This is a genomic window from Pseudomonas marincola, assembly GCF_900116605.1.
Taxonomy (GTDB): Bacteria; Pseudomonadota; Gammaproteobacteria; order Pseudomonadales; family Pseudomonadaceae; genus Aquipseudomonas; species Aquipseudomonas marincola.
This window is the reverse complement of the sequence record NZ_FPBC01000001.1, coordinates 884,415-905,773: the sequence shown is the minus strand read 5'-3', so window position 1 is coordinate 905,773 and position 21,359 is coordinate 884,415. Positions and strand designations below refer to the sequence as shown.

Annotated in this window: 6 protein-coding genes and 1 pseudogene; 5 read left to right on the top strand and 2 right to left on the bottom strand. The window is 59.7% G+C overall.

The window, feature by feature from the left end:
- Positions 1 to 111 precede the first annotated feature (111 nt).
- On the bottom strand, positions 112 to 903 hold the full coding sequence (locus BM395_RS04210) for an outer membrane protein OmpK (RefSeq protein ID WP_212633013.1): 792 nt from the start codon (positions 901 to 903) through the stop codon (positions 112 to 114).
- Between the two features lie 354 nt (positions 904 to 1,257).
- Positions 1,258 to 2,544, bottom strand: a complete 1,287-nt coding sequence (hmgA, locus tag BM395_RS04205; protein ID WP_170860546.1) for a homogentisate 1,2-dioxygenase — start codon at positions 2,542 to 2,544, stop codon at positions 1,258 to 1,260.
- Positions 2,545 to 3,062: 518 nt separating this feature from the next.
- On the opposite strand from hmgA, the gene BM395_RS04200 reads away from it, so the two are divergent.
- The 5 genes and pseudogenes from BM395_RS04200 to BM395_RS23535 all read left to right on the top strand — a co-directional run.
- Entirely contained in the window at positions 3,063 to 4,577 is a 1,515-nt protein-coding gene (locus BM395_RS04200; protein WP_090509225.1) for a TolC family protein, read from the top strand.
- Positions 4,574 to 5,347 (top strand): efflux RND transporter periplasmic adaptor subunit, encoded by a 774-nt coding sequence (locus BM395_RS04195; RefSeq protein ID WP_090509037.1) that lies wholly within the window; start codon positions 4,574 to 4,576, stop codon positions 5,345 to 5,347. The genes BM395_RS04200 and BM395_RS04195 overlap by 4 nt, the downstream gene beginning before the upstream one ends.
- Positions 5,344 to 6,843, top strand: a complete 1,500-nt coding sequence (locus tag BM395_RS04190) for an efflux RND transporter periplasmic adaptor subunit (protein WP_090509036.1) — start codon at positions 5,344 to 5,346, stop codon at positions 6,841 to 6,843. Before BM395_RS04195 ends, BM395_RS04190 begins: the two co-directional genes overlap by 4 nt.
- A gap of 2 nt (positions 6,844 to 6,845) precedes the next feature.
- Positions 6,846 to 8,972 carry a site-2 protease family protein gene (locus BM395_RS04185; protein ID WP_170860545.1) on the top strand — a complete coding sequence of 709 codons (2,127 nt, stop codon included), beginning with the start codon at positions 6,846 to 6,848 and terminating at the stop codon, positions 8,970 to 8,972.
- Positions 8,973 to 8,990: 18 nt separating this feature from the next.
- A pseudogene (locus BM395_RS23535) lies at positions 8,991 to 21,200 on the top strand (tandem-95 repeat protein); the annotation flags it as partial.
- Positions 21,201 to 21,359: the final 159 nt, after the last annotated feature.

Below are 21,359 nucleotides of genomic sequence, written 5' to 3'. Positions count from 1 at the left end.
GGGGCTGCAAGGATGCCTCGAAAGTCGGGTGAGGCTAGATCGTTTGGGTGGTCTTTGAGAGCCACGGGCCAACCTGCACTCAAGGCAGCGTTGGCCTGTGGCCGGACTTACTTAGAAGTGCGCTTTTACGATGAAGTTGGTCGCGCTTTGGTTGGTGCCGTCGAGGATTTCACTGCCAACGAAACCGTCGTTGTCGATACCGTACTTGTCTTTCCAGTAGTCGTACTCGATACCCACGTACAGCTGCTTCTCGCCCCAGCTGAGCGCTTTACCCATGTCGTATTTGATCTGTGGGTTGAAGTGCAGGTTGGCGTGGTAGGAGTCGTCGTTGTCCACAACCCAGTCCATGAAGCCGTCGAACAGGATGTCGGAGTTGCCAACCGGAATGGTGTAGCTCCAGACCGGCGTAATCTGCCAGACGTTATCACCATCGCGCTTGCCGTCAGTGGTGCGCAGATAAGTGTTCAACTGGAAGTAATCGAAGCCCGGGATCGCCAGATCAACGGCTGGACCGATCAGGTAAGACTCAGTGTCGTCTTCGCCAAACTCGTACGTCATCGCAAGTAGGACGTCTGTTACCGGACCAAACTGAATCTTGCTGTTGAACAGCTTGCCCATCGACAGGCGAGGAGAAAGTTCGCCGTAGAAGGTCTTCGAGTCGCCCACGGCGTTTTCGCCGTCATTGAAAGTAATGCCGTCTACGAAGAAGAACAGGTCGCCCACGCTCCAACCACTGGCATGCTCAAAAGTCAGCGTTTGCTGAGTGTCCGGGTCTACTTTGAAGTTTTCGCCGTACAGATAGGTGAGGCTGTTGTTTTGCCATTGCAGTAAGTCGCCCGCAACTGCTGCCTGGCCGCCCGCCAGAAGCCCGCCGGCCAAAATCATGGTGGAGAGTGTACGCATCATTCGGTGTTGCTCCTGGTGTGCAGAATTATCGTTGTTAAACCTGTCTATTGGGTCAGGCTGCTGGGTCTAAAGCAAAATTAGCGCCAGATAAGCTAATTTTATATCGCCAGCCAAACAAACTGTTGTTGTTAAAAGGAAAAATAATTGCGCAGGGTTTTATATCCGCCCAGATTTGGCGGGTGGAGGGCATTGATTCTGACTGAAAGGACAGCTTTGCCTCGAATTGGGGCATATAGGTAGCGAACTGGGGCACAAAATGCGGCATTTCGAAGCACTGCCGCTCAATGCGCTGGCCAAGGCCTTGCGCGAGCCGGTCTGGATCACGCAAGGCCAGGCTTGATACACAACCGTTTAAGGTTGCTCAGGGTTGAAGGTTTTCGCCATGTGGGCCCAGCAGTCGTCGTAATTGCTTTGCAGTTGCGGCGCTTCCAGCGCGAAGCGGGTGGGCCGCAAAACACTGCAGGTTTCGAACATGAAAGCCATGGTGTTTTCCAGCTTGTGCGGCTTCAAGTCTGCCGCAATGGCTTGCGTTGTGGTGGTGTTGTCCGGGCCATGGGCACTCATGCAATTGTGCAGCGATACACCACCGGCGCTGAAACCCTCGGCTTTGGCATCGTAGCTGCCCTGGATCAACCCCATCATCTCGTTCATCAGGTTGCGGTGGAACCACGGTGGCCGGAACGTATTTTCGGCGACCATCCAGCGCGGCGGGAAAATCACAAAGTCCATATTGGCCTGCCCGGGCGTTACGCCGGGAGAGGTGAGTACGGTGAAAATTGACGGGTCCGGGTGATCGAAACTCACGGTGCCGATGGTGTTGAAGCGGCGCAGGTCATATTTGTACGGCACGTTATTACCGTGCCAGGCCACTACATCGAGTGGCGAGTGATCCAGTTCGGTTGCCCACAGTTCGCCGAGAAACTTTTGCACCAACTGCGTGGGTTGGTCGATGTTTTCAAAGTGCGCGACTGGCGTCAGGAAGTCCCGTGGATTGGCCAGGCCGTTACTGCCAATAGGGCCCAGATCAGGCAGGCGCAGGGCGCACCCGTGGTTTTCACACAGGTAGCCGCGAGCAGTGGCGTCGAGCAGTTCGACACGGAACTTCATCCCGCGTGGGATTACCGCGATCTCCAGCGGCTCCACCTGCACAACGCCCAACTCCGTTACCAGGCGTAAACGGCCTTGCTGCGGCACGAATAACCACTCGCCGTCTGCGTTCATCAGCACTCGCTGCATCGAGCAGTTGGCGCCGTACAGGTAAACGCTGACGCCGCTGGCTTTATCGGCCGCCTCGGTTGCGGCCATAAGCTGCAAACCTGCGATGAAGTCAGTGGGTTCGCCCGGCAGCTCAAACGGATTCCAGCGCAGGCGATTCGGCGAGACAGGCCCTAGCTGGCTGTTTGGTAGCTGTTGTTCAAGTCGCTTGAATGCCGGGTGATTGGCCGACGGCTTGATGCGATACATCCAGGTACGCCGCGCTTCTGTCCGGGGCACCGTGAATGCGGTGCCAGAAAGCAGTTCGCTGTACAGACCGTATGGCACTTTTTGCGGCGAATTCTGGCCAACAGGCAGTGCGCCGGGAAGTGCTTCACTGCTGAACTCGTTGGCAAAGCCTGAGAGATATTGAAGAGTGGTCATTTTGAGTATTTTTTTGTAATTGAATTACGAATATCGTAATAGCGCTCCGAAAAGTGGTCAACCTGTAAGTTTAATGAGCTGTTTCTGGGTGCTTTTTAAGTCAGAGGATGGGCGTCATCTTTGCTTGATGTGCCACTTTTGAGTTTGTTTTCGACGAATATAGCCGAGCTTTTATAACCAATTAATTAGTGCCTAATTGTGCTTGCCAATTTGCCAATGAATTGTTCCTGTGCTGTTCTGACGTAATACATGTGACGACTTTCAATCATCTGAAATGCAGTTGGCAGCCAGTTCACTTGGCAGCATTTCACCCCGTCGCTAACACTTTCGAACAAGTGGCTTAGATGTAGATTCGCCTGTAGCAACGCTTGGTGGCCGTCTCGAACTGCTGATGCAGGAGGGGCAGGCGATTTCGCTGGGGAAGATCTGCTGTGTGCTTTGCGTAAGTGTTCATACGGTCTGTTGCGGCGGCAACGGGCGGCGCTTTAGGAGCAGATGTATCAATGGATAGTGTGCACATGTTTTCACTCAGGCATCGCAGAACTGCTTTAGCCGTCTTATTGCTCAGCACTGCTATTGGTGGCTGCAGCGTCAAACCCGAATCATTGAGTGAGCAAGAGCACCAGCAGCGCGCTGATGACCTGTTGAAGCGTGTCGCCGCCCAGCAAGAGCCTGTAACCGCCCCCATCGACCTTTATTCGGCTATGGCCCGTGCCATCAAGTACAACCTCGATTACCGGGTGGAAATGATGGAGCACGCGGTGCGTGTGCGGGAACTGGATCTGAGCCGCTACGACATGTTGCCCCGGCTGGTCGGCACCCTCGATTACAACGGCCGCAGCAACGACTCCGGTGGCAGTAGCCGTTCCTTGTTAACGGGCCAGCAGTCCCTCGAACCGTCCACCTCCAGTGACCGTGAAGTGCTGGCCAGTGACTTGGCGCTGAGCTGGGATGTGCTTGATTTTGGCTTGTCGTACGTCCGCGCACAGCAAGCCGGTGACGCAGTCATGCTTGCCGAAGAGCGTAAGCGCAAAGTCATCCAGCGGATTGTCGAAGATGTGCGCACAGCTTTTTGGCGTGCAGCCTGTGCCGAGCGCATGTTGGGCAAGACCCTGGAACTTGAACGCACCACCGAAGCGGCCTTGAAGCAAGCAGAGGAGCAGGAGTCCAGCGGGCTGACCCGACCGTTGGTGGCTTTGAGTTATGAGCGCGAACTGCTGACGATCAGTCGCGATGTGCAGTCGCTGGCGCGCGAGCTGGGTGTGGCCAAGCAGCAATTGGCAGGCCTGATGAATCTTGAGCCGGGCCAGGATTACAGCATTAAATTCCCGGCTGAGCCAAAAGAGTGGAAGAGCATTGATCAGCCGTACAGCCAAATGCTGCGGCTGGCGGTCGAGAACCGTCCTGAGCTGCGTGAAGTGGCCTACCAGATGCGCAGCAACGAGCGTGAAACCACCGCCACGTTGCTGCGTGCATTGCCCAGTCTGAAGTTGTTCGTTGGCGCTAACGTCAATGACAACAGTTATCTGTACAACAGCAGTTGGACCGGCTGGGGCGCTCAGGCCAGTTGGAACCTGCTTAACGTATTCCGCTACGGTGCAGACCGGGATCGTATCGATGCTCAGGCGCAGTTGCTTGATGAGCGTGCGCTGGCCTTGACCATGGCCGTGGCCACGCAGTTATCCGTCAGCCAGGCGCGGTATGAATTACGCAAGCGTGAGCTCAATACCGCAGAGCGCTATTTGCGCGTGCAACGCAAGATCGAGGCGCAGATTGATGCCGGTTATCGCGCTGAAAGTGTCAGCCAGCAAACCTTGATCCGCGAGCAAATGAACTCGGTCGTGGCTGAGGTGCGCATGGATATGGCGTTGGCCGACCTGCAAAATGCCTACGCCAATGTCTATGCCTCCATCGGGATCGACCCGATAGATCCCACCATGAGCAGTGCCGATTCGGTGGACGTGCTCGCAGGCAAATTACGCAGACTGTGGGCCGGGCGGGGTGATGCTCTGGCCCAAGTGGAGGCCCTGTGAAACGTCGGCTGTGGCCGCTGGTGCTGCTGACCACAGTGGCCAGCTTTGTGCTGCCTCGCGTGTGGGCAGAGGGCGACTTGAATGTGGCGCGCGGCGTGCTCAAAGCGGAACAGGAAGCTGTGCTCTCGAGCCCCATTTCTGCGCGCATTACTGAGATGCCATTGCGCGAGGGTGACCGCTTTGCCAAAGGTGCATTGCTGGTCAGTTTCGATTGCGGACGGCTAACGGCTGAGCTGTCTGCCGCGCGGGCGGGCGCAGCAGCCGAAGCGCGTAATTCGGATGTACAGGATGAGTTGCTGCGCATGGGCGCCACCGGCCGCGCCGATGCCGACATCGCCAAATTCAAGGGGCAAGAGCGTTCAGCGCAGGCGCGGGCCATTGAGCAGAGCATGCTCGGCTGTAAGGTGCTGGCGCCATTCTCCGGGCGCGTGGTTGAGACGTTGGCGCGCACCAGTGAAACCCCGCCAGCCAATGAGCCGTTGATTCATATTGTCAGTGACGGCCCGCTGGAGTTGCACATGGTGGTGCCTTCGCGCTGGTTGCGCTGGCTCAAGAATGGCTCGACGGTGGCCTTCACCGTAGATGAAACCGGCGACACCCTTAATGCCAAGGTCAGCCGCGTTTCGGCGGCAGTCGATCCGGTCAGCCAAACTATCAAAGTCATCAGCACCGTGGCTGATGTTCCCGCGCAAGTGCTGCCTGGCATGAGCGGCCAGTCCAGCATGAATGCACTGACGGCCGTGACCCCAGAATCAGAATCAAGCCCATGAATCCCTCGGACGAGCAACGTGCCACCGGCACTGACGCCACCACAGTTGGTGCGGCGTCGCGCAAGCTCGTCGATGCCAACGAGTTCCTGGCCTCTCGGGCGCGCGCAGCCGAGGCGCAAAGTGCCAGCCCGACAGCCACCTCAGTCAATGCGGCGCACCTGATCCGTATAGAAGGTGAGTTGCGCAGCTGTTTGCAGCGCGACGCACTCTGGCAGCATTTGGTCAATGAAAGCGCGGTGCTCATTCCCTTCGGCGAATCGCTGGTGCTCGAGTCCAGAGCCTCGTTGCGCGGCAAGTCGACGTCGGCGTGGCGGGTGCTGGCGATCAGCGGTCTGGCTGAGGTGCAACGTGATGCGCCGATGGTGCTTTGGTATCAGCGTTTGGTTGAGAAACTCACGCAGAGCAGCGACGGTGGCTTGCAGCCAGAATCATTTGAGTTGCCGCAGTACGCGGATGAGCATGACCCCTGCACTGAGCAGGCTGCATTGCGCCATTTGTTGTGGCTGCCGTTGCAAGACGGCGGTACAGCGCTGGGTGTGGGCTGGTTGTTGGCAGCCGATCACGCATGGGAGGAGCAGCACATTACCCTGGCCAGCCGCTTGGCGCAGGCCTATGCCCATGGCGCGCTGGCCATTGCCGGGCGCGCGCAGCCGTTACCGGCATGGCGACGGCACAAATCGCGCACGGCAGCTTTTGCCGGATTGGCATTATTGCTGGCTCTGGTGTTGGCGCTGGTCAAAGTCCCGCTGATGACTCTGGCGCCAGTAGAAGTTGTGGCGCGCGCGCCGTTTGTAGTGGCTGCGCCCGTGGCGGGTGTGGTCGAGCGAATTGTGGTTCAGCCCGGCACTGCGGTGAATATTGGCGAGCCGCTGGTGCAGTTGGTCGACACGGCGCTGCGCAGCGACTTTGAAGTGGCCGAGCAAAAGCTGCAGGTGGCGCGGGCCAAGATGCTTCGCTATCAACAGGCCTCGATTGGTGACTCCAGTGCCAAGCGTGAGTTGGCGGTGGCGCAAACCGAGGCGCAGGTGGCGCGGGCCGAGCGCGATTTTGCCAAGGCCATGCTGGATAAATCGGTGATTACCGCGCAGCAGGCCGGCGTGGCTTTGTACGGTGATCCGCGCGATTGGGTGGGGCGGCCGGTAGCTGTTGGCGAGGCGATCATGCAGGTCGCCAACCCGCAGCAAGTGGAGTTCAAACTTCAGGTTGCAGTCGCCGATGCGGTCAATTTGCGCGACGCAGCGCGGGTTAAAGTGTTCCTCGACGCCGCGCCCCTGCAACCGATTGAAGCGCAAGTGGTGCGGGCCGCATACAAAGCCGAAACCGATCCCGCCGGTGTTGCCAGCTTTGCCGTAAGCGCCCGCGCGCCAGAGGCGGCAGACAATATTTCGCGGCTGGGTTTGCGCGGCACGGCGCGGGTGTATGGCGAGCAGGTTTCGCTGTTTTATTACCTGTTCCGTCGGCCAATCGTTGCCCTGCGCCAATGGTCGGGGATCTAGCGATGAGCGAGCGCCCTGATCCGGACGAGCAGCAACTGCCGCCACTGCGTCAGGACTTGCGGCTGATCCAAGGCAGCGCCAGTGGCGCCGCACAAGCTGGCTACTGGAAGATCCATGACCCGCTGGCGCAGCGTTTTTATGAGGTCGAACAACTTTACATAGACATTCTGGCGCACTGGTCTGCTGGCACCGTAGGCCGATTGCGTCAGCGTCTTAAGCAGCAACTGGGTCGCGAAGTTAGTGCCGGGCTGATTGGCGACGTTATCGGTTTTCTGCAAAAGCATGAACTGGTTCAGGCGGTGCCGGGTGCCACCTACGCCCGTGTGCGTCAGGCCAAGGCGGCGCGTGAACGCTCACTGTTGAGCAAGGCCTTGCACGGCTACCTGTTTCTCAAGGTGCCGCTGGTGCAGCCAGACCGCTTCCTGCGGCGCACGCTGCCTTATGTTGAGTTCATGTTCAGTCGCCGTTTCTGGTGCTGCGTCGCGGCGTTGGCGCTGCTCAGTCTGTATCTGGTGTCGCAGCAATGGGAGCGGTTTCTGAGCACCTTGCCAGATTTGTTCAGTGTGGCCGGAGTGGCGACGTTTGGCATCAGTCTGGCGCTGGTCAAAGCCTTGCACGAGCTTGGGCATGGCTATACCGCCGCGCGAATGGGCGCGTATGTGTCGAGCATGGGCGTCGCGCTGATTGTGATGTTTCCGGTGCTCTACACCGACACCACCGATGCCTGGCGCTTGGCCTCGCGGCGTCAGCGGGTACTGATTGACGCGGCAGGCATGGCCGTGGAGTTACTGATTGCGGTAATCGCCACTTTGTTTTGGGTGTTCCTGCCCGACGGCGCACTGCGCCATGTGGCGTTTGTGTTGGCCACAACCGGCTGGGTATTGAGCCTGGCGATTAACCTCAATCCGCTGATGCGCTTCGACGGTTATTACCTGTTCAGCGACTTGATCGGCGTGCCCAATCTGCAAGAACGCTCGTTCGCCATGGGCCGCTGGTGGTTGCGTGAAGTGTTGTTTGGTTATGGCGATGAGCAACCTGAATTTGCCAGCCCGAGAAAGCGCTACGGGCTTATCGTGTTTGCCTTTGCAACCTGGCTGTATCGCTTCTTCCTGTTCCTCGGCATTGCCTTGCTGGTGTACCACTTCTTCTTCAAGGTGCTGGGCATTTTCATGTTCGCGGTCGAGCTCGGCTGGTTCATCGTTCTGCCTATCTGGCGCGAGTTGAAAGTCTGGTTTTCACGGCGTCAGGAAGCCACAGCGCGCGGGCGCACCAGCGTGTTACTCGGGGCGTTGTTGCTGCTCGCTTTTCTGTTGCCCTGGCCGTATATGGTGCGCATTCCGGCCGTGCTCACCGCTGCGCAGCAAGTGCCTGCATTTGCTCCGCGCCCCGCACGCATCGAACAGGTGCTGGTTGCTCCCGGGCAAACGGTGAGGGCGCAGCAAGTGATCTTGCAGTTGTCGGCGCCGGAGCTTGAACAGCAACTGGAGAACGCTCGCAAACGCGAACAACTACTGGTCTCGCGCCTCGACCGCGGGGTGTCGGATTCGCGGGATTTGTCTGAGAGTTTGGTGCTTGGCCGCGAGTTGCGTCTGGAGCGTGACCGGATTCTGGGCTTTGAGCGCGAACGGGCGCGACTTGTGGTGCGTGCGCCAATTGATGGCGTGGTGATGGAGCTGACGCCCGAGCTGCATGCCGGGCGCTGGGTCGATGCCACCACGCAATTGGTGCTTATAGCTCAGCCGCAGCAGTTGGAAGTGCGCGGCTATCTCGACAGCGAAGATCTGGCCCGTGTGCAGGTGGGTGAGCAGGGCCAGTTCATTGATGAGCAATTTCGCGATCCGCCGTTGGCTGTCCAGGTCAAGCGCATTGCCGCTGCTGCGTCCGACACGCTGGACAACTGGCTGCTGGCCTCAACCCATGGCGGCACCGTGGCGGCGCGTGCGGACCGCAACGCACCGCGTTCCGAATACGCGGTGTTCGAAGTGGCGGCGCAGGTCAGCCAGTTGCCAGCAACGCCACCGCTGACTGAGGTGCGTGGCGAGATTCAGTTGCGTGGCGATTGGCAGAGCCTGGCGCTGCGCATGTTCAGCCGTGTCATGCGGGTATTGATACGCGAGAGCGCGGCGTAAAGCCGACACCCCCGTGCGATGGCGGGACACCGAACATTCAGGGATAACAGCATGTTCAAAGGCACTCGTAACTCAGCTTCAGACAGCGCCGCGCCGAGCCGTAAATCGGCACTCGCGGCATCCTTGCAAATGCGTGCGCTGGAGCCGCGTGTGTTGCTCGATGCCGCCGCCGTAACGGTTGCTACCACCGTCAGTGAGCAGTCCGCGCCCGCCGCCCCCGAGCCTGCCCAAGATGCCAACCATGAGTTGATGGCCGCGCTGGCGTCCAACCCTGCTGTCAGTAGTCCGGGCCCGACCGAGCAGCGTAGCAACGCACAACCGGCTGATCCCGCGGCGCATGCCAGCATTGAACCGCAGCCCGTTACCGATACGCAGGCCGAGGTCGCATCGGCTCAGTCGGGCGCCGATTCGGGCATCCAGGTTTATTTTGTCGACAGCGCCGTTGCCGACTCACAGGCACTGATTGAGTCGTTCGGCCCGGACGCCGAAGTGCACGTGTTGCAGGCTGGCCAAGACGGTGTTGAACAGATTGCGCAAACGCTGGCCGGGCGCAGCGATATCAGGGCGATCCATGTGTTCAGCCACAGTACGGCGGGGCAGTTGCAACTGGGCAGTGCCAGCTTGAGTGCCGCGAGCATGCAGGCTGAATACAGCGATGAACTGGCCAGCATCGGCCTGAGTCTGAGCGCAGAGGGCGATATTTTACTTTATGGCTGCGACTTTGCCGCCGGCCCGGCTGGCGAGCAGTCTGTCGCGCTGCTGGCGGCGCTGACTGGCGCGGATGTCGCCGCTTCGATTGATGACACTGGCGCCGCGCGGTTGGGTGGTGACTGGCAGCTTGAATACGCCACCGGCAGCATCGAAGCCCTCGCGATCAGCGCGGTCGACTGGGACCATTTGCTAGCGCCGCCCGAGCTTGATCTGAATGGCGCAGGCGCTGGGGTCGATGTTACCGCCAACAACACCGAGGGCAGCTTTGTGCTGATTGCCCCGGCCGCGACCCTGACCGATGTCGACGGCGGGTTGATGTCCAGTGCCACGTTCAGCATCACTAATGGCCAGGCCGGCGATGTGCTGTTTTTCAGCGGCGCGATCAACGATGGCCTGAGTTTTCACTACGATGCCGCCAGCTTCACCATGACTCTGACCGGGAACCAAAGCGTCGCGGCGTATCAGACTGCGATTCAGTCCCTGGCGTTTATTTCCAACTCGCAAACGCCCGCAACCCTTGACCGGCTGATCAGCGTTGCCGTTACCGATGACACGGGTGCGACCTCAGCGGCGCGTACCGCCACCGTCACCGTAACGGCGGTAAACGATGTGCCGGTGATCGACTTAAACTCGGACACGGTGAGCACCGAGCTGATCACCAACGGCACGCTTGATAGCAATATTGCCGGCTGGAATCGGGGTGGCAATGCCGGCGCCTACGATGCCACACGCCAGCGCTATAACTTCCGCGAAAATAACGTCACCGGTTTCCTTGAGCAGACTGGGATCAGCGGTTGGAGTGTCGGTGACAGCCCCTCGGGGGCGGCGACGCTGACGCTGGATTTAAGCTGGAACAACTCGGGCGGTGTGCCGGGCGATACATCAGTGCCGGCAACGCTGGAAATCTCCATTGGTGGCGTGGTTTATGCGCGCGCGATTACGGCAGTTAACAATGGCTCGGTCGCCACCATCGAATACCTTAACGGCGCTACAGGTTCACCGGCGACCCTCGACGCACTGGTTAACAATGCCGTGCGTATCCAGCTGCCCGGCACGGTTGCCGACACCGGCACGCTGCGGTTCTTTTTCTCGGCAACGGGTGGCAGCGCCGATGATTTTCAGGTCGATAACATCAGCGTGCTGTCGCGGGCCAACTCCTATTCCGCGACATTTACCGAGAATGGCAGCCCGGTCGCGGTGACGGCTCCCACGGCCAGTATCGTCGACGCCGACAGTGCCGATCTCAGCGCGGCGACCATTGTGTTGACCAATGCTCAAGCCGGTGATGCGCTGAATCTTGGCACGTTGCCGGCGGGCATCACTGCAACCGTCGACACCTCCATTGCCGGGCAAATTGTCATCAATCTCAGCGGTATTGCCAGCACAGCCGACTATGCAACAGCGCTGCGCGGTATCACCTTTGCCAACAGCAGCGATGCACCCAGCACGGTCAGTCGCACCATCGAGTTCAGCGTAAACGATGGCAGCGTCAACTCGGCAGTCGTCACCAGCACCATCGCGGTGGTGGCTGTAAACGATGCGCCGGTCAATACCTTGCCAGCCAGTTATTCAGTGACCGATGGCAGCAGTTTGCTGCTGACCGGTTTGTCGGTGGCGGATCTGGATGCAGGTGATGCCAACAGCTTTAACGTTCGCCTGAGTGTTACCGGTGGCACGCTCAGCGTGACCAGCGGGGGTGGCGTCAGTCTGGCAGGAAATAACAGTGCTTCGGTGCTGCTTACCGGCACGCTCGCCAGTATCAATGCCAAGCTGGCTGGGGGGGTGACCTTCAATGCGCCGACCGTTTTCGAAGGCCCGGTGCAACTGACCATGCTCAGCAATGATGCAGCAAATACCGGCACTGGCGGTGAGTTAACAGACAGCGACACGTTGCTGATCCTGATCAATGACCCGCCGGAAGTTGACCTTAACTCGGGCAACACGCCGACCGAGCAGATCAGCAATGGTAATTTGCAGTCGGGCCGGAACAATAACTTCAACGGCTGGCAAACTCAGGGCGCGATTTCAGAAACCAGCGGTGGCGGTCAGAGTCGCGGCATACGCTTCGACGGTGATGCAACGCTTACCCAAGGCGCGATCAATGGTTGGAGTTCGGGCGACGCGCCCAGCGGTGCAGCGGTGTTGTCTCTCGACTTGGCGTGGGCAGATAACGGGGGCGAGGCGGTCATCTTTGATGTGTCCGTGGGCGGTGTGGTTTACGCACGGCTGACCACCGTTCCGGGTGGCGTGGGTACGTTGCAATATCTCAATGGTGCTACGGGTTCGCCGGACACTCTGGCGCCGGGCGTGTCTGGCACGTGGGGCGTGGCAACCATACAGATCAATCTCCCGAGCGATGTGGCAGCCAAGGGCGATTTGGTCCTGAGCATGACACCCACAGGCGCTAGCGTAACGACTGTAAGGGTGGATAACATCAGCCTGCTGTCGACCAGTTCGGCAGTGGCCAATGACGCTACCGCCGGCGTCGATTTCAGCACCGTTTACACCGAGAATGGCCCCGCCATTTCGATTGCCGACACGGACAGCACGGTGCGCGATCTCAGTGATCAGAACATCGAGTCGGCGCGTATCGTGCTGACCAACGCGCAAGCGGGTGATGTGCTCAATGTCGGCGCATTGCCAGCGGGTATCAGCGCGGTGGTTGATACGTCGGTGTCCGGCGTCATCACGATTACCCTCAGCGGCACGGCCAGCAAGGCGGATTACAACGCGGCGATTCAGGGTATTACCTTCTCTGCGGCCGGGGATGATCCCCTCACGGTCAACCGGACCGTGCAAGTGAGCATCAACGACGGAGATCTGGACTCCGCCATTGCCACGACCACCATCAGTGTGGCGCCCACCAACGATGCGCCGGTGCTGGCCGATACGCCATTGGTCATCACTCAGGTGGAAGATGCCGGGCCACCTTCCGGTACTGCGGGCACGCTGGTGTCCAGCCTGGTCGGCGGCATCACTGATGTCGACAGCGGCGCGGTCCAAGGCATTGCGATCACCGGGGCGGATACCAGCAATGGCACGTGGTGGTATTCCAACAACAGTTCCAACTGGTTTGCCTTGGGCTCGGTGTCGGATGTCAGCGCGCGCTTGTTGCTGAGTAACACCACTGCGCGGGTGTACTTCCGGCCGAACTCGGACTTTAACGGCGACATGACCGCCGGTTTAACCTTCCGCGCCTGGGACACTACCAGCGGGTCTGCGGGCGGCGTTGCCGACACCAGCATCAATGGCGGCAGCAGCGCTTTTTCAACCGCGACCGATGTTGTGCAAGTCACGGTTACGCCGGTCAATGATGCGCCGCTGCTTGATACCGCGCCGGTGCTTACGCTCACGGTCAATGAAGATTCACTTGCACCCGTTGGGCCGGTGGGCGCGTTGCTGTCGAGTTTCACCGGTGGCATCAGTGACATCGACGCCGGTGCGGTAAAAGGCATCGCGGTCACTGCCAGCGTCGAGACCAATGGCACCTGGTATTACAGCACCAACAACGGCTCGACCTGGGCGCAGATAGGGACTGTGGGTAATAACAGCGCATTGCTGTTGGCCGACAACGGCCAGACGCGACTGTTCTTTGTGCCCAAGACCGACTTCACCGGCAATGCCGGCAACTCAGCCCTGAGTTTCCGCGCCTGGGATCAGACCAGCGGCGTCGCGGGCAGCAAGGTGTCGATCTCGCCTAACGGTGGCACCACCGCGTTTTCCACCACCGTGGAAACCATCGCGGTAACGGTCAATCCGGTCAACGATGCGCCGGTGCTTAATCCGGCTGCCAACCTGACGATGCCGACCCTCAATGAGGACCTTAATCAGAATCAGCCAACGCCTGCGCCAAGTGGAGCAATGGGGCAGACCATCGCCGGGTTGATGAGCGGTGTGTCGGACATCGACAACAACAACTCCAACGGGCTGGCCATTATTGGCACTAACTCAAGTAACGGCACCTGGTATTTCAGCCTCAATAACGGCGCCAGTTGGCAGGTAGTCGGTGCGGTTTCCGAGGCCAGTGCGCTGTTGATACAAGCGGGGGCTGGCGCCTCATCTGGGCGGGTGTTTTTCCGGCCTAATGCCGACTTCAACGGCAGCGTTTTGGATGGCCTCACCGTGCGGGCCTGGGACCTGAGCAGCGGCGTGGCGGGCGATAAAGCAGACACGCGCAACAATGGCGGAACCACAGCCTTCTCCATTGCCACCGACACGGTGGCGATCACCGTTAATCCGATTGCCGATATTGTCGCCAACACCGCGACCACCGCTGAAGACACGCCGGTGGTGATTGCGGTTCTGGCGAACGACACATTCGAAGACCCGACGCGTTTTATCAGTGCGGTAGACGGTCAGGCCATCAGCGCGGGCGGCCCGGCGATGGCCGTGACTAACGGCAGTGTCGTGCTCAACGCTGACCAGACTCTCACATTTACTCCCGCAGCCGACTTCAACGGCACGGTGGACTTCAGCTACACCGTCACCTCGGGTGGTGGTGTAACTGAAACCGCTAACGTGCGGGTGACGATTTCGCCCGCGCCAGATGCGCCGCTTATCGACCTGGATACGGGTGCGGCGGGCACCGGATCGCTGGTCAATCACCGTGAATTGCCGGTGCAACTCGGTGAAGCCATATCGGTGACGGACCCGGAAGGAAACAATCTGGTTTCGATGACCGTGACGTTATCCAATCCCACCACGGCCGACACGCTGGCGCTTTATGGGTTGGTGCCGTCCGGTATTTCCGTCACCTATAACCCGACCACCGGCGTGCTGTCGCTCACCGGCAACAGTTCGTTGGCCAATTATCAACAGGCACTCAGGCAGATCTGGTTCTCAACCACCTCCAGCGATACGGCGGACCGCACCATCACGGTGTCTGCGGTATCGGCGACAGCGCCGACGGCATCCAACGTGGCCACCGCGGTGATTCGCATGGTCGACACCGATGGCGATGGCGTCGCCGATGTTGCCGATATTGATGACGACAACGACGGCATTCTCGACATCGTCGAGTCGCCGCAACTGAGCGCATTTGGCCCCGGCATGAACTACATCGGCCCCTCATTCTGGGACAGCAATACCGCCGTAATTGTGGGTGGTTCAGTTGGCACTGGCACGCTTGGTGAGGTGTTTGACGGCGTCAATGACACCCCGGTGTTTCGCGCTGATCCGGCCAATGGCATCAATTTTCCCGGCTACACCGTGCTCACCACGCCAGTTGAATTGAGCGTGGCGGCGCCGGCAGGGGCGGGTGGGATTACCGTGGACGGGTTTTACCTGGCCAACGACATTGGTGTTGTGGGCGACGGTTTGAAAACCGTGGATGTGAAAATCTTCGACATCAATGGTGCGTTGTTGGCGACTGAAACGCTGGTGGATCTGGATAACAGCGACTCGGTGGGTTATCGCGTATACACCTTCACCTCAGGATTGACGTACAGCAACGTGGGCGGCTTCAGCGTTGTGGTGCGCGAGGTTTATACCAGTGGTCCACAGGCCAATCCAAACTTTCAGATTCGTGAACTCGGCCTGACCAACAGCAAGCCATCAATCAACTACGCCCCCGGCGCCAACGGCAATACCAATGGCGACTACGATGATGACGGTTACCTCAACAGCCTGGATCTGGACAGCGACAAGGATGGCATCACTGACAACGTCGAGGCGCAAACTACCGCCGGTTATATCGCCCCTTCCGGACAGGGCACAGCGATGGTCGATATCGACCGTGACGGCCTCGATGACAACTACGATGCCGACACCACTAATCCAAACGCTGCTGCCAGTGTGGGCCTGATACCGGTTAATACCGATGCGGGCACCGCCGTGCCGGATGACATTCCCGATTATCTGGATGACGACAGCGATAACGATGGCATCGCAGACATCGTTGAGCGCGGTGATGGCGCGCCTACGTCGCTCACCGACCTGACTGATACCGACGGCGATGGCCTGCTGGATATCTTTGAGGGCTCAGACGTTAACGATGGCTACAACGTTAACGACTTCAACCTCAATGGCACTAGTTTCAACTTCGCGGACAGCGACAGGGACACCGCCGCCAATGGCGCGGGTGCCGTGCCGTTGGTGGCGGATTTTGATTATCGCGACAACCAGAGCACGCCGATTATCGACCTTAACTCGGCGGCCTCGGTTGATGATCCGTCCCGTGATAATGCGGTGGGTTATCTCGCCGCTTCGCCCTCGATTGCCGTCGCCAGCAGCAGCGCCGATGCCAGCGATCTGGGTGACAACGACCTGACTCAACTGACTATCAGCCTGGCCGGCGTGGTGGATGGCAATAACGAGATCATCAGCGTGGCAGGTGTCGACTTCGCGTTGGGCACCGACAGCAGCCAGCAAGTCACGATTGGCGGCAGTACTTTTGATGTCAGCTACAGCCTGGCGCTGGGATTTGTGATCAGCGGCAACGGCGGGGCGATCATGCCGCAGGCCAGTGTCGATGCGCTGGTGCGCAGCATTCGCTATCGCAATACCCTGACCGCTGCCACCGATGGTGTGCGCGCACTGAGCTTTATCCTCACTGATAGCACTGGCGCCAGTTCGGCAACCGCCGTTGCACGCGTTACCGTGACCCCGAGCAATACCCCGCCGGTTGCGGTTGACGACAGTGCGACGGTGGTGGAAGACACGCCGCTGAGCGGCAATGTTCTCGGCAACGACACCGACGCGGATGGCGATACGCTCAGCGTGGTCAGTTTCGTTATCGCCGGAGATTCCACGGTTTATAACGCCGGTGACAGCGCGGTGATTGCCAATGTCGGCAGCCTGACCCTGAACGCCAATGGCGCGTATACCTTTACCCCGGCCGCGGACTACAACGGGCCGGTGCCGGTGGCGACTTACACCATCACCGACGGCAATGCCACGGCCAGCGCAGACCTGATTCTCGGCCCGGTTTCCCCGGTTAATGATGCGCCACTGGCGGTCGATGACAACTACAGCATGAGTGAAGACGCCAGCGCTCTGGTGCTGGATTTGTTGGCGAACGACACCGATGTCGATGGCGACAGCCTGAGTCTGGTGTCGATAAATGGTGTCGCGCTGACCGGCGCGGACCAGATCATCGCGGTGCCCAATGGCACGGTTAACATTGTGGCGGGAGTGATCAGCTTTACCCCGGATGCCAACTTCAATGGCTCGCTGAGTTTTGCCTACGAAATGACCGATGGCAGCGGCCTAATCGCCACGGCCAACGTCAACATTGTGGTGACTCCGCTGAATGATGCGCCGTTGGCCACGAATGATGTCTACAGCATGGCTGAAGATGGCGCGCCGCTGGCGCTCGATTTATTGGCCAACGACACCGATATTGACGGCGACAGTTTGAGTATCCTCTCGATCGATGGCGTGTCGCTCAGCGGTGGCGCACAAAGCATTGCCGTGCTCAACGGCACGGTTAATTTGGCCGCCGATGGCAGCCTGAGTTTTGTGCCGAGCGCAGATTACAACGGCCCCGTGGATTTCGACTACGTGATGCAAGACTCCAACGGGGCGACAGCCAGCGGTACAGTCAGCATCACGGTTACGCCGGTGGCGGATATCGTCGCCGATAGTTTGTCTACCAACGAAGACACACCGCTCAATTTCAACGTGCTCACCGGAGCGGGCGGTGCCAGCGCCGACACCTTCGAAAACCCCGGCGCGCAGGTCACGGCCATTACCCAGCCGGCCAATGGCGTGGTCACGTTCAGCGCCAATGGCGACATGACATTCACCCCGGCCGCCAACTTCAACGGCAGCACCACGTTCACCTACACCGTCACCTCGGGCGGCGTGACGGAAACCACCACGGTCACCATCATTGTTACTCCGGTGAACGATGCGCCAACCGTCACCCAGCCTGCCGCCTACGCAACGGCTGAAGATGTGCCGGTTATTTTGAGCGCGATTGTGCTCAGCGACGTTGATGCCGGCAGTAGCACTATAACGCTGACCCTCAGCGTGCCGGCCACTGGCGGCACGTTACTGGCGGTCGCAGGCGGTGGCGTTAGCGTTAGCGGTTCCGGTACTCGCACGCTGGTGCTGAGCGGCTCACTGGCGGATCTGAACGCCTATCTGGCAAGTGCTGCGGCGCCGAGTTTTGTGCCGGTGGCCGACTACAACGGCAGCGCCACGCTGACCCTCAATGTTTCAGATGGCACGCTGAATACAACCAGCAGCGCGAGCATCGCCATCAGTGCTGTCGCCGACATTGTGGCGGATACGCTGAGCACCAACGAAGACACGCCGGTCACCTTCAACGTGCTCACGGGCGTGGGCGGCGGGAATGCCGATAACTTTGAAAACGCCGCCGCACAGGTGGTCGCGATCACTCAGCCGCCGGCCGGGCAGGGCACGGTTACTTTCAGTGCCAATGGCGAGATGACCTACACCCCGGCGGCGAACTTCAATGGCGTCACCAGTTTCAGTTACACGGTGACTTCGGGCGGCGTAACGGAAACCACCACGGTGACCGTTAACGTGATCGCGCAGCCGGACGAAGTGGTTGTCAGTGGTTTAGGCGATGGCGCGGTAAACGGTACTGATGGCAGTGTATTTGAGCGTGCGATGCCGGGCGGCACTGCGCCGGATGCTGCGGCCAGTTCACTCAGTGGCGCCTTCAATATGGGGCCTGCGGATAATCTGGTGAGCTTTACGCTGGGCGCTTCGGGGCCGTTCACTCTTGCCCAGTTGCAAGCCTCAAACAGCACGCCAATCAACGTTAACGGCGCCTACGGCACGTTGCAGATTAATGGTTATGACAGCACCACTGGCGAGGTCAGCTACACCTACACCTTGCTGGTGGCGGCGGACCACAGTGGCGGAGCGGTGACAGACAGCTTTGTGCTTGGCATCACCGATCTGGATGGCGACACCCAAGCCAATGCGGGCTCGCTGGCAGTGGCAATCATTGACGATGCACCGATCGCCCGTGCCGACACCGATGACGTTCTGAATATTGCCGGCCAGCCCAGCAGTATCGCCGATGGCAACGTGTTCACCGGTGTGGGCGGCGTTGATCCGGATATAAGCGACGGTGTGGCCGACCTGACCGGCGCCGACGGCCCCGGCGCGACGCAGCTCAGCGGCGTGGTGGCGGGCACCGGTACGCCGGTTGCCGGTAATCTCGGTACAGCCGTGGCGGGAACCTACGGCAGCCTGACCCTCAACGCCGACGGCAGTTACACCTACACGCCCGATTACGCCAATACCACAGTGGCCGCCCTGGTCGCCGGGCAATCCGTCAGTGATGTATTCAGCTATTCAATCACCGATGGTGACGGCAATACGGCGACCACCACGTTAACCCTCAATATCGTTGGCACGCCGACGTTGCTGGGCACGGATGGTGGCAGCGTACTGGAATCCGATCTGTCTCTAGGCAGCAACGCCGCAGGTGTCGGCGAGGCGTTCAGCGGCAGCTTTATCATCGCCAGTGGGCAATTCGCACTGGAAACTCTGGTTGTTGATGGCAACGCATTCAGCGTCAGTGATCTCAACGGTTTCAACACCAGCGAGTCCAGCCCGATTGCGACCACCCACGGCCAGCTAGTGATCACCGGCTACGACGCTGCCACGGGCACCGTCAGTTATCGCTTTACCTTGCTTGCAGCCGCCAATCACAGCGCCGGTCCTGTCAGTGACAGTCTGGTATTGAGCGTGGTCGACAACGTGGGCAATAGCTCGGCCAGCAACCCGAAACTGTTGAGCATTGAGATCGTCGACGACGTCCCGGTACTCAGCAATGATGCCGCAAGCATCACTGAAGATGCCGCGAATGCCAGTGTCAGCGGTTCGGTGGTCAGTAACGATGCGCTTGGCGCCGATCTTCCGGCCCCGGTGACTGGCGTGGTGGTGGGCGGCAGCGCGGCGCCGAGTGTTGTGGGCGAGACGCTGACCGGCAGTTATGGCCAGTTGACGCTGAATAGCGACGGCAGTTACAGCTATTCACTGGATAACGAGAATGCCAGCGTCAATGCCCTGCAAGCGGGGCAAAGTCTGGTGGACCTGTTCACTTATCAGATTACCGATGCCGACGGCGACGTCAGCTCGGCGCAGCTGCGCATCACCATCAACGGCGCCAACGATACGCCCGTAGCCGTCGATGACAACTACAGCATGGCCGAGGATGGCCAGGCACTGGCACTTGATCTGACGGGCAATGACAGCGATGTCGACGGCGATGTGCTGCGCGTCCAGTCTATCAATGGTGTGATGTTGCTCGGGGGCGCGCAGGCGATCAGCGTGCCCAATGGTGTGGTTAACGTGGCCGCCGATGGCAGCCTGAGCTTCACCCCGACAGCCGACTTCAACGGCGCAGTCAGCTTTGCCTACGTGATGCAAGATCCGAGCGGCGCGACCTCCAGCGCCACGGTGAACATTACAGTGACGCCGGTGGTGGATATCGTCGCCGATACACTGACCACCAATGAAGACACCGCGATCAGTTTCAATGTGCTCAACGGAACTGGCGGCGCCGATGCGGACAGCTTTGAAAATACCGGCGCGCAGGTCACGGCGATTACCCAGCCACCGTCGGGCGAAGGCACGGTGACGTTCACCGCCAACGGCGACATGGTTTATACACCGGCAGCCAACTTTAACGGCGTCACCAGTTTCACTTACACCGTCACCTCGGGCGGCGTGACGGAAACCACCACGGTCACGCTCAACGTCACTGCGGTACCTGACGAAGTTACCGTCAGCGGTCTGGGCGATGGCGCAGTCGCTGGCACCGATGGCACGGTGCTCGAAAGTGGATTGGCTGCCGGCACCGCGCCGGGCATCGGAACCAACCTGAGCGGCAGTTTCAACCTCGGCCCGGCGTCTAACCTGCAGAGCTTCAGTCTGGGCAACTCAGGCCCGCTGACGCTGGCGCAATTGCAGGCCAGCGCCACGACGCCAATCAGCATTACCGGCATCAACGGCACGCTGGTGATAATGGGTTACGACAACACAGCGGGCGTTGTCACTTATACCTACACCCTCACCAGCGTCGCCGACCACAGTGCTGGAGCGGTGAACGACAGCTTTGTGCTCAGCGTCACTAACATCGATGGTGATGTGACCAGCAATGCGGGCACGCTGGCGTTGGCAATTGTGGATGATGCGCCAATCGCCCGACCCGATACTGATGATGTACTGAATATTCCAAACCAGCCGAGCAGCGTGGCTGACGGTAATGTGTTCAGCGGCGTTGGCGGCACAGACCCTGACACCAGCGACGGCGTTGCCGATATGACCGGCGCCGACAGCGTGGCGGCCGGTGCCGTGGTCAGTGGTGTGATTGCCGGAACCGGAACGCCGGACGCGGCCAATCTCGGTATCGCGCTGGCCGGCGCTTACGGCAGCCTCACCCTCAATGCAGACGGCAGCTACAGCTACACCCCCGATTACAATGATCCGGTTGTCGCAGCGCTCACCGGCGGGCAGTCGCTGACAGACACCTTCACTTATCAGATCACCGACAGCGACGGCAGCAGTGCCGTCACCACGCTGACCCTGAACATTTATGGCACACCAACTCTGGTCGGCACCGACGGCGGTACTGTGCTGGAGTCCGATCTGGCCAGCGGCAGTAACGCTGCGGGCAGTGCTGAAATCTACAATGGCAGCTTCGAGGTGGTTCCTTCGCCGGGCTTTTTCGTGGCCTCGCTGACTGTCGGC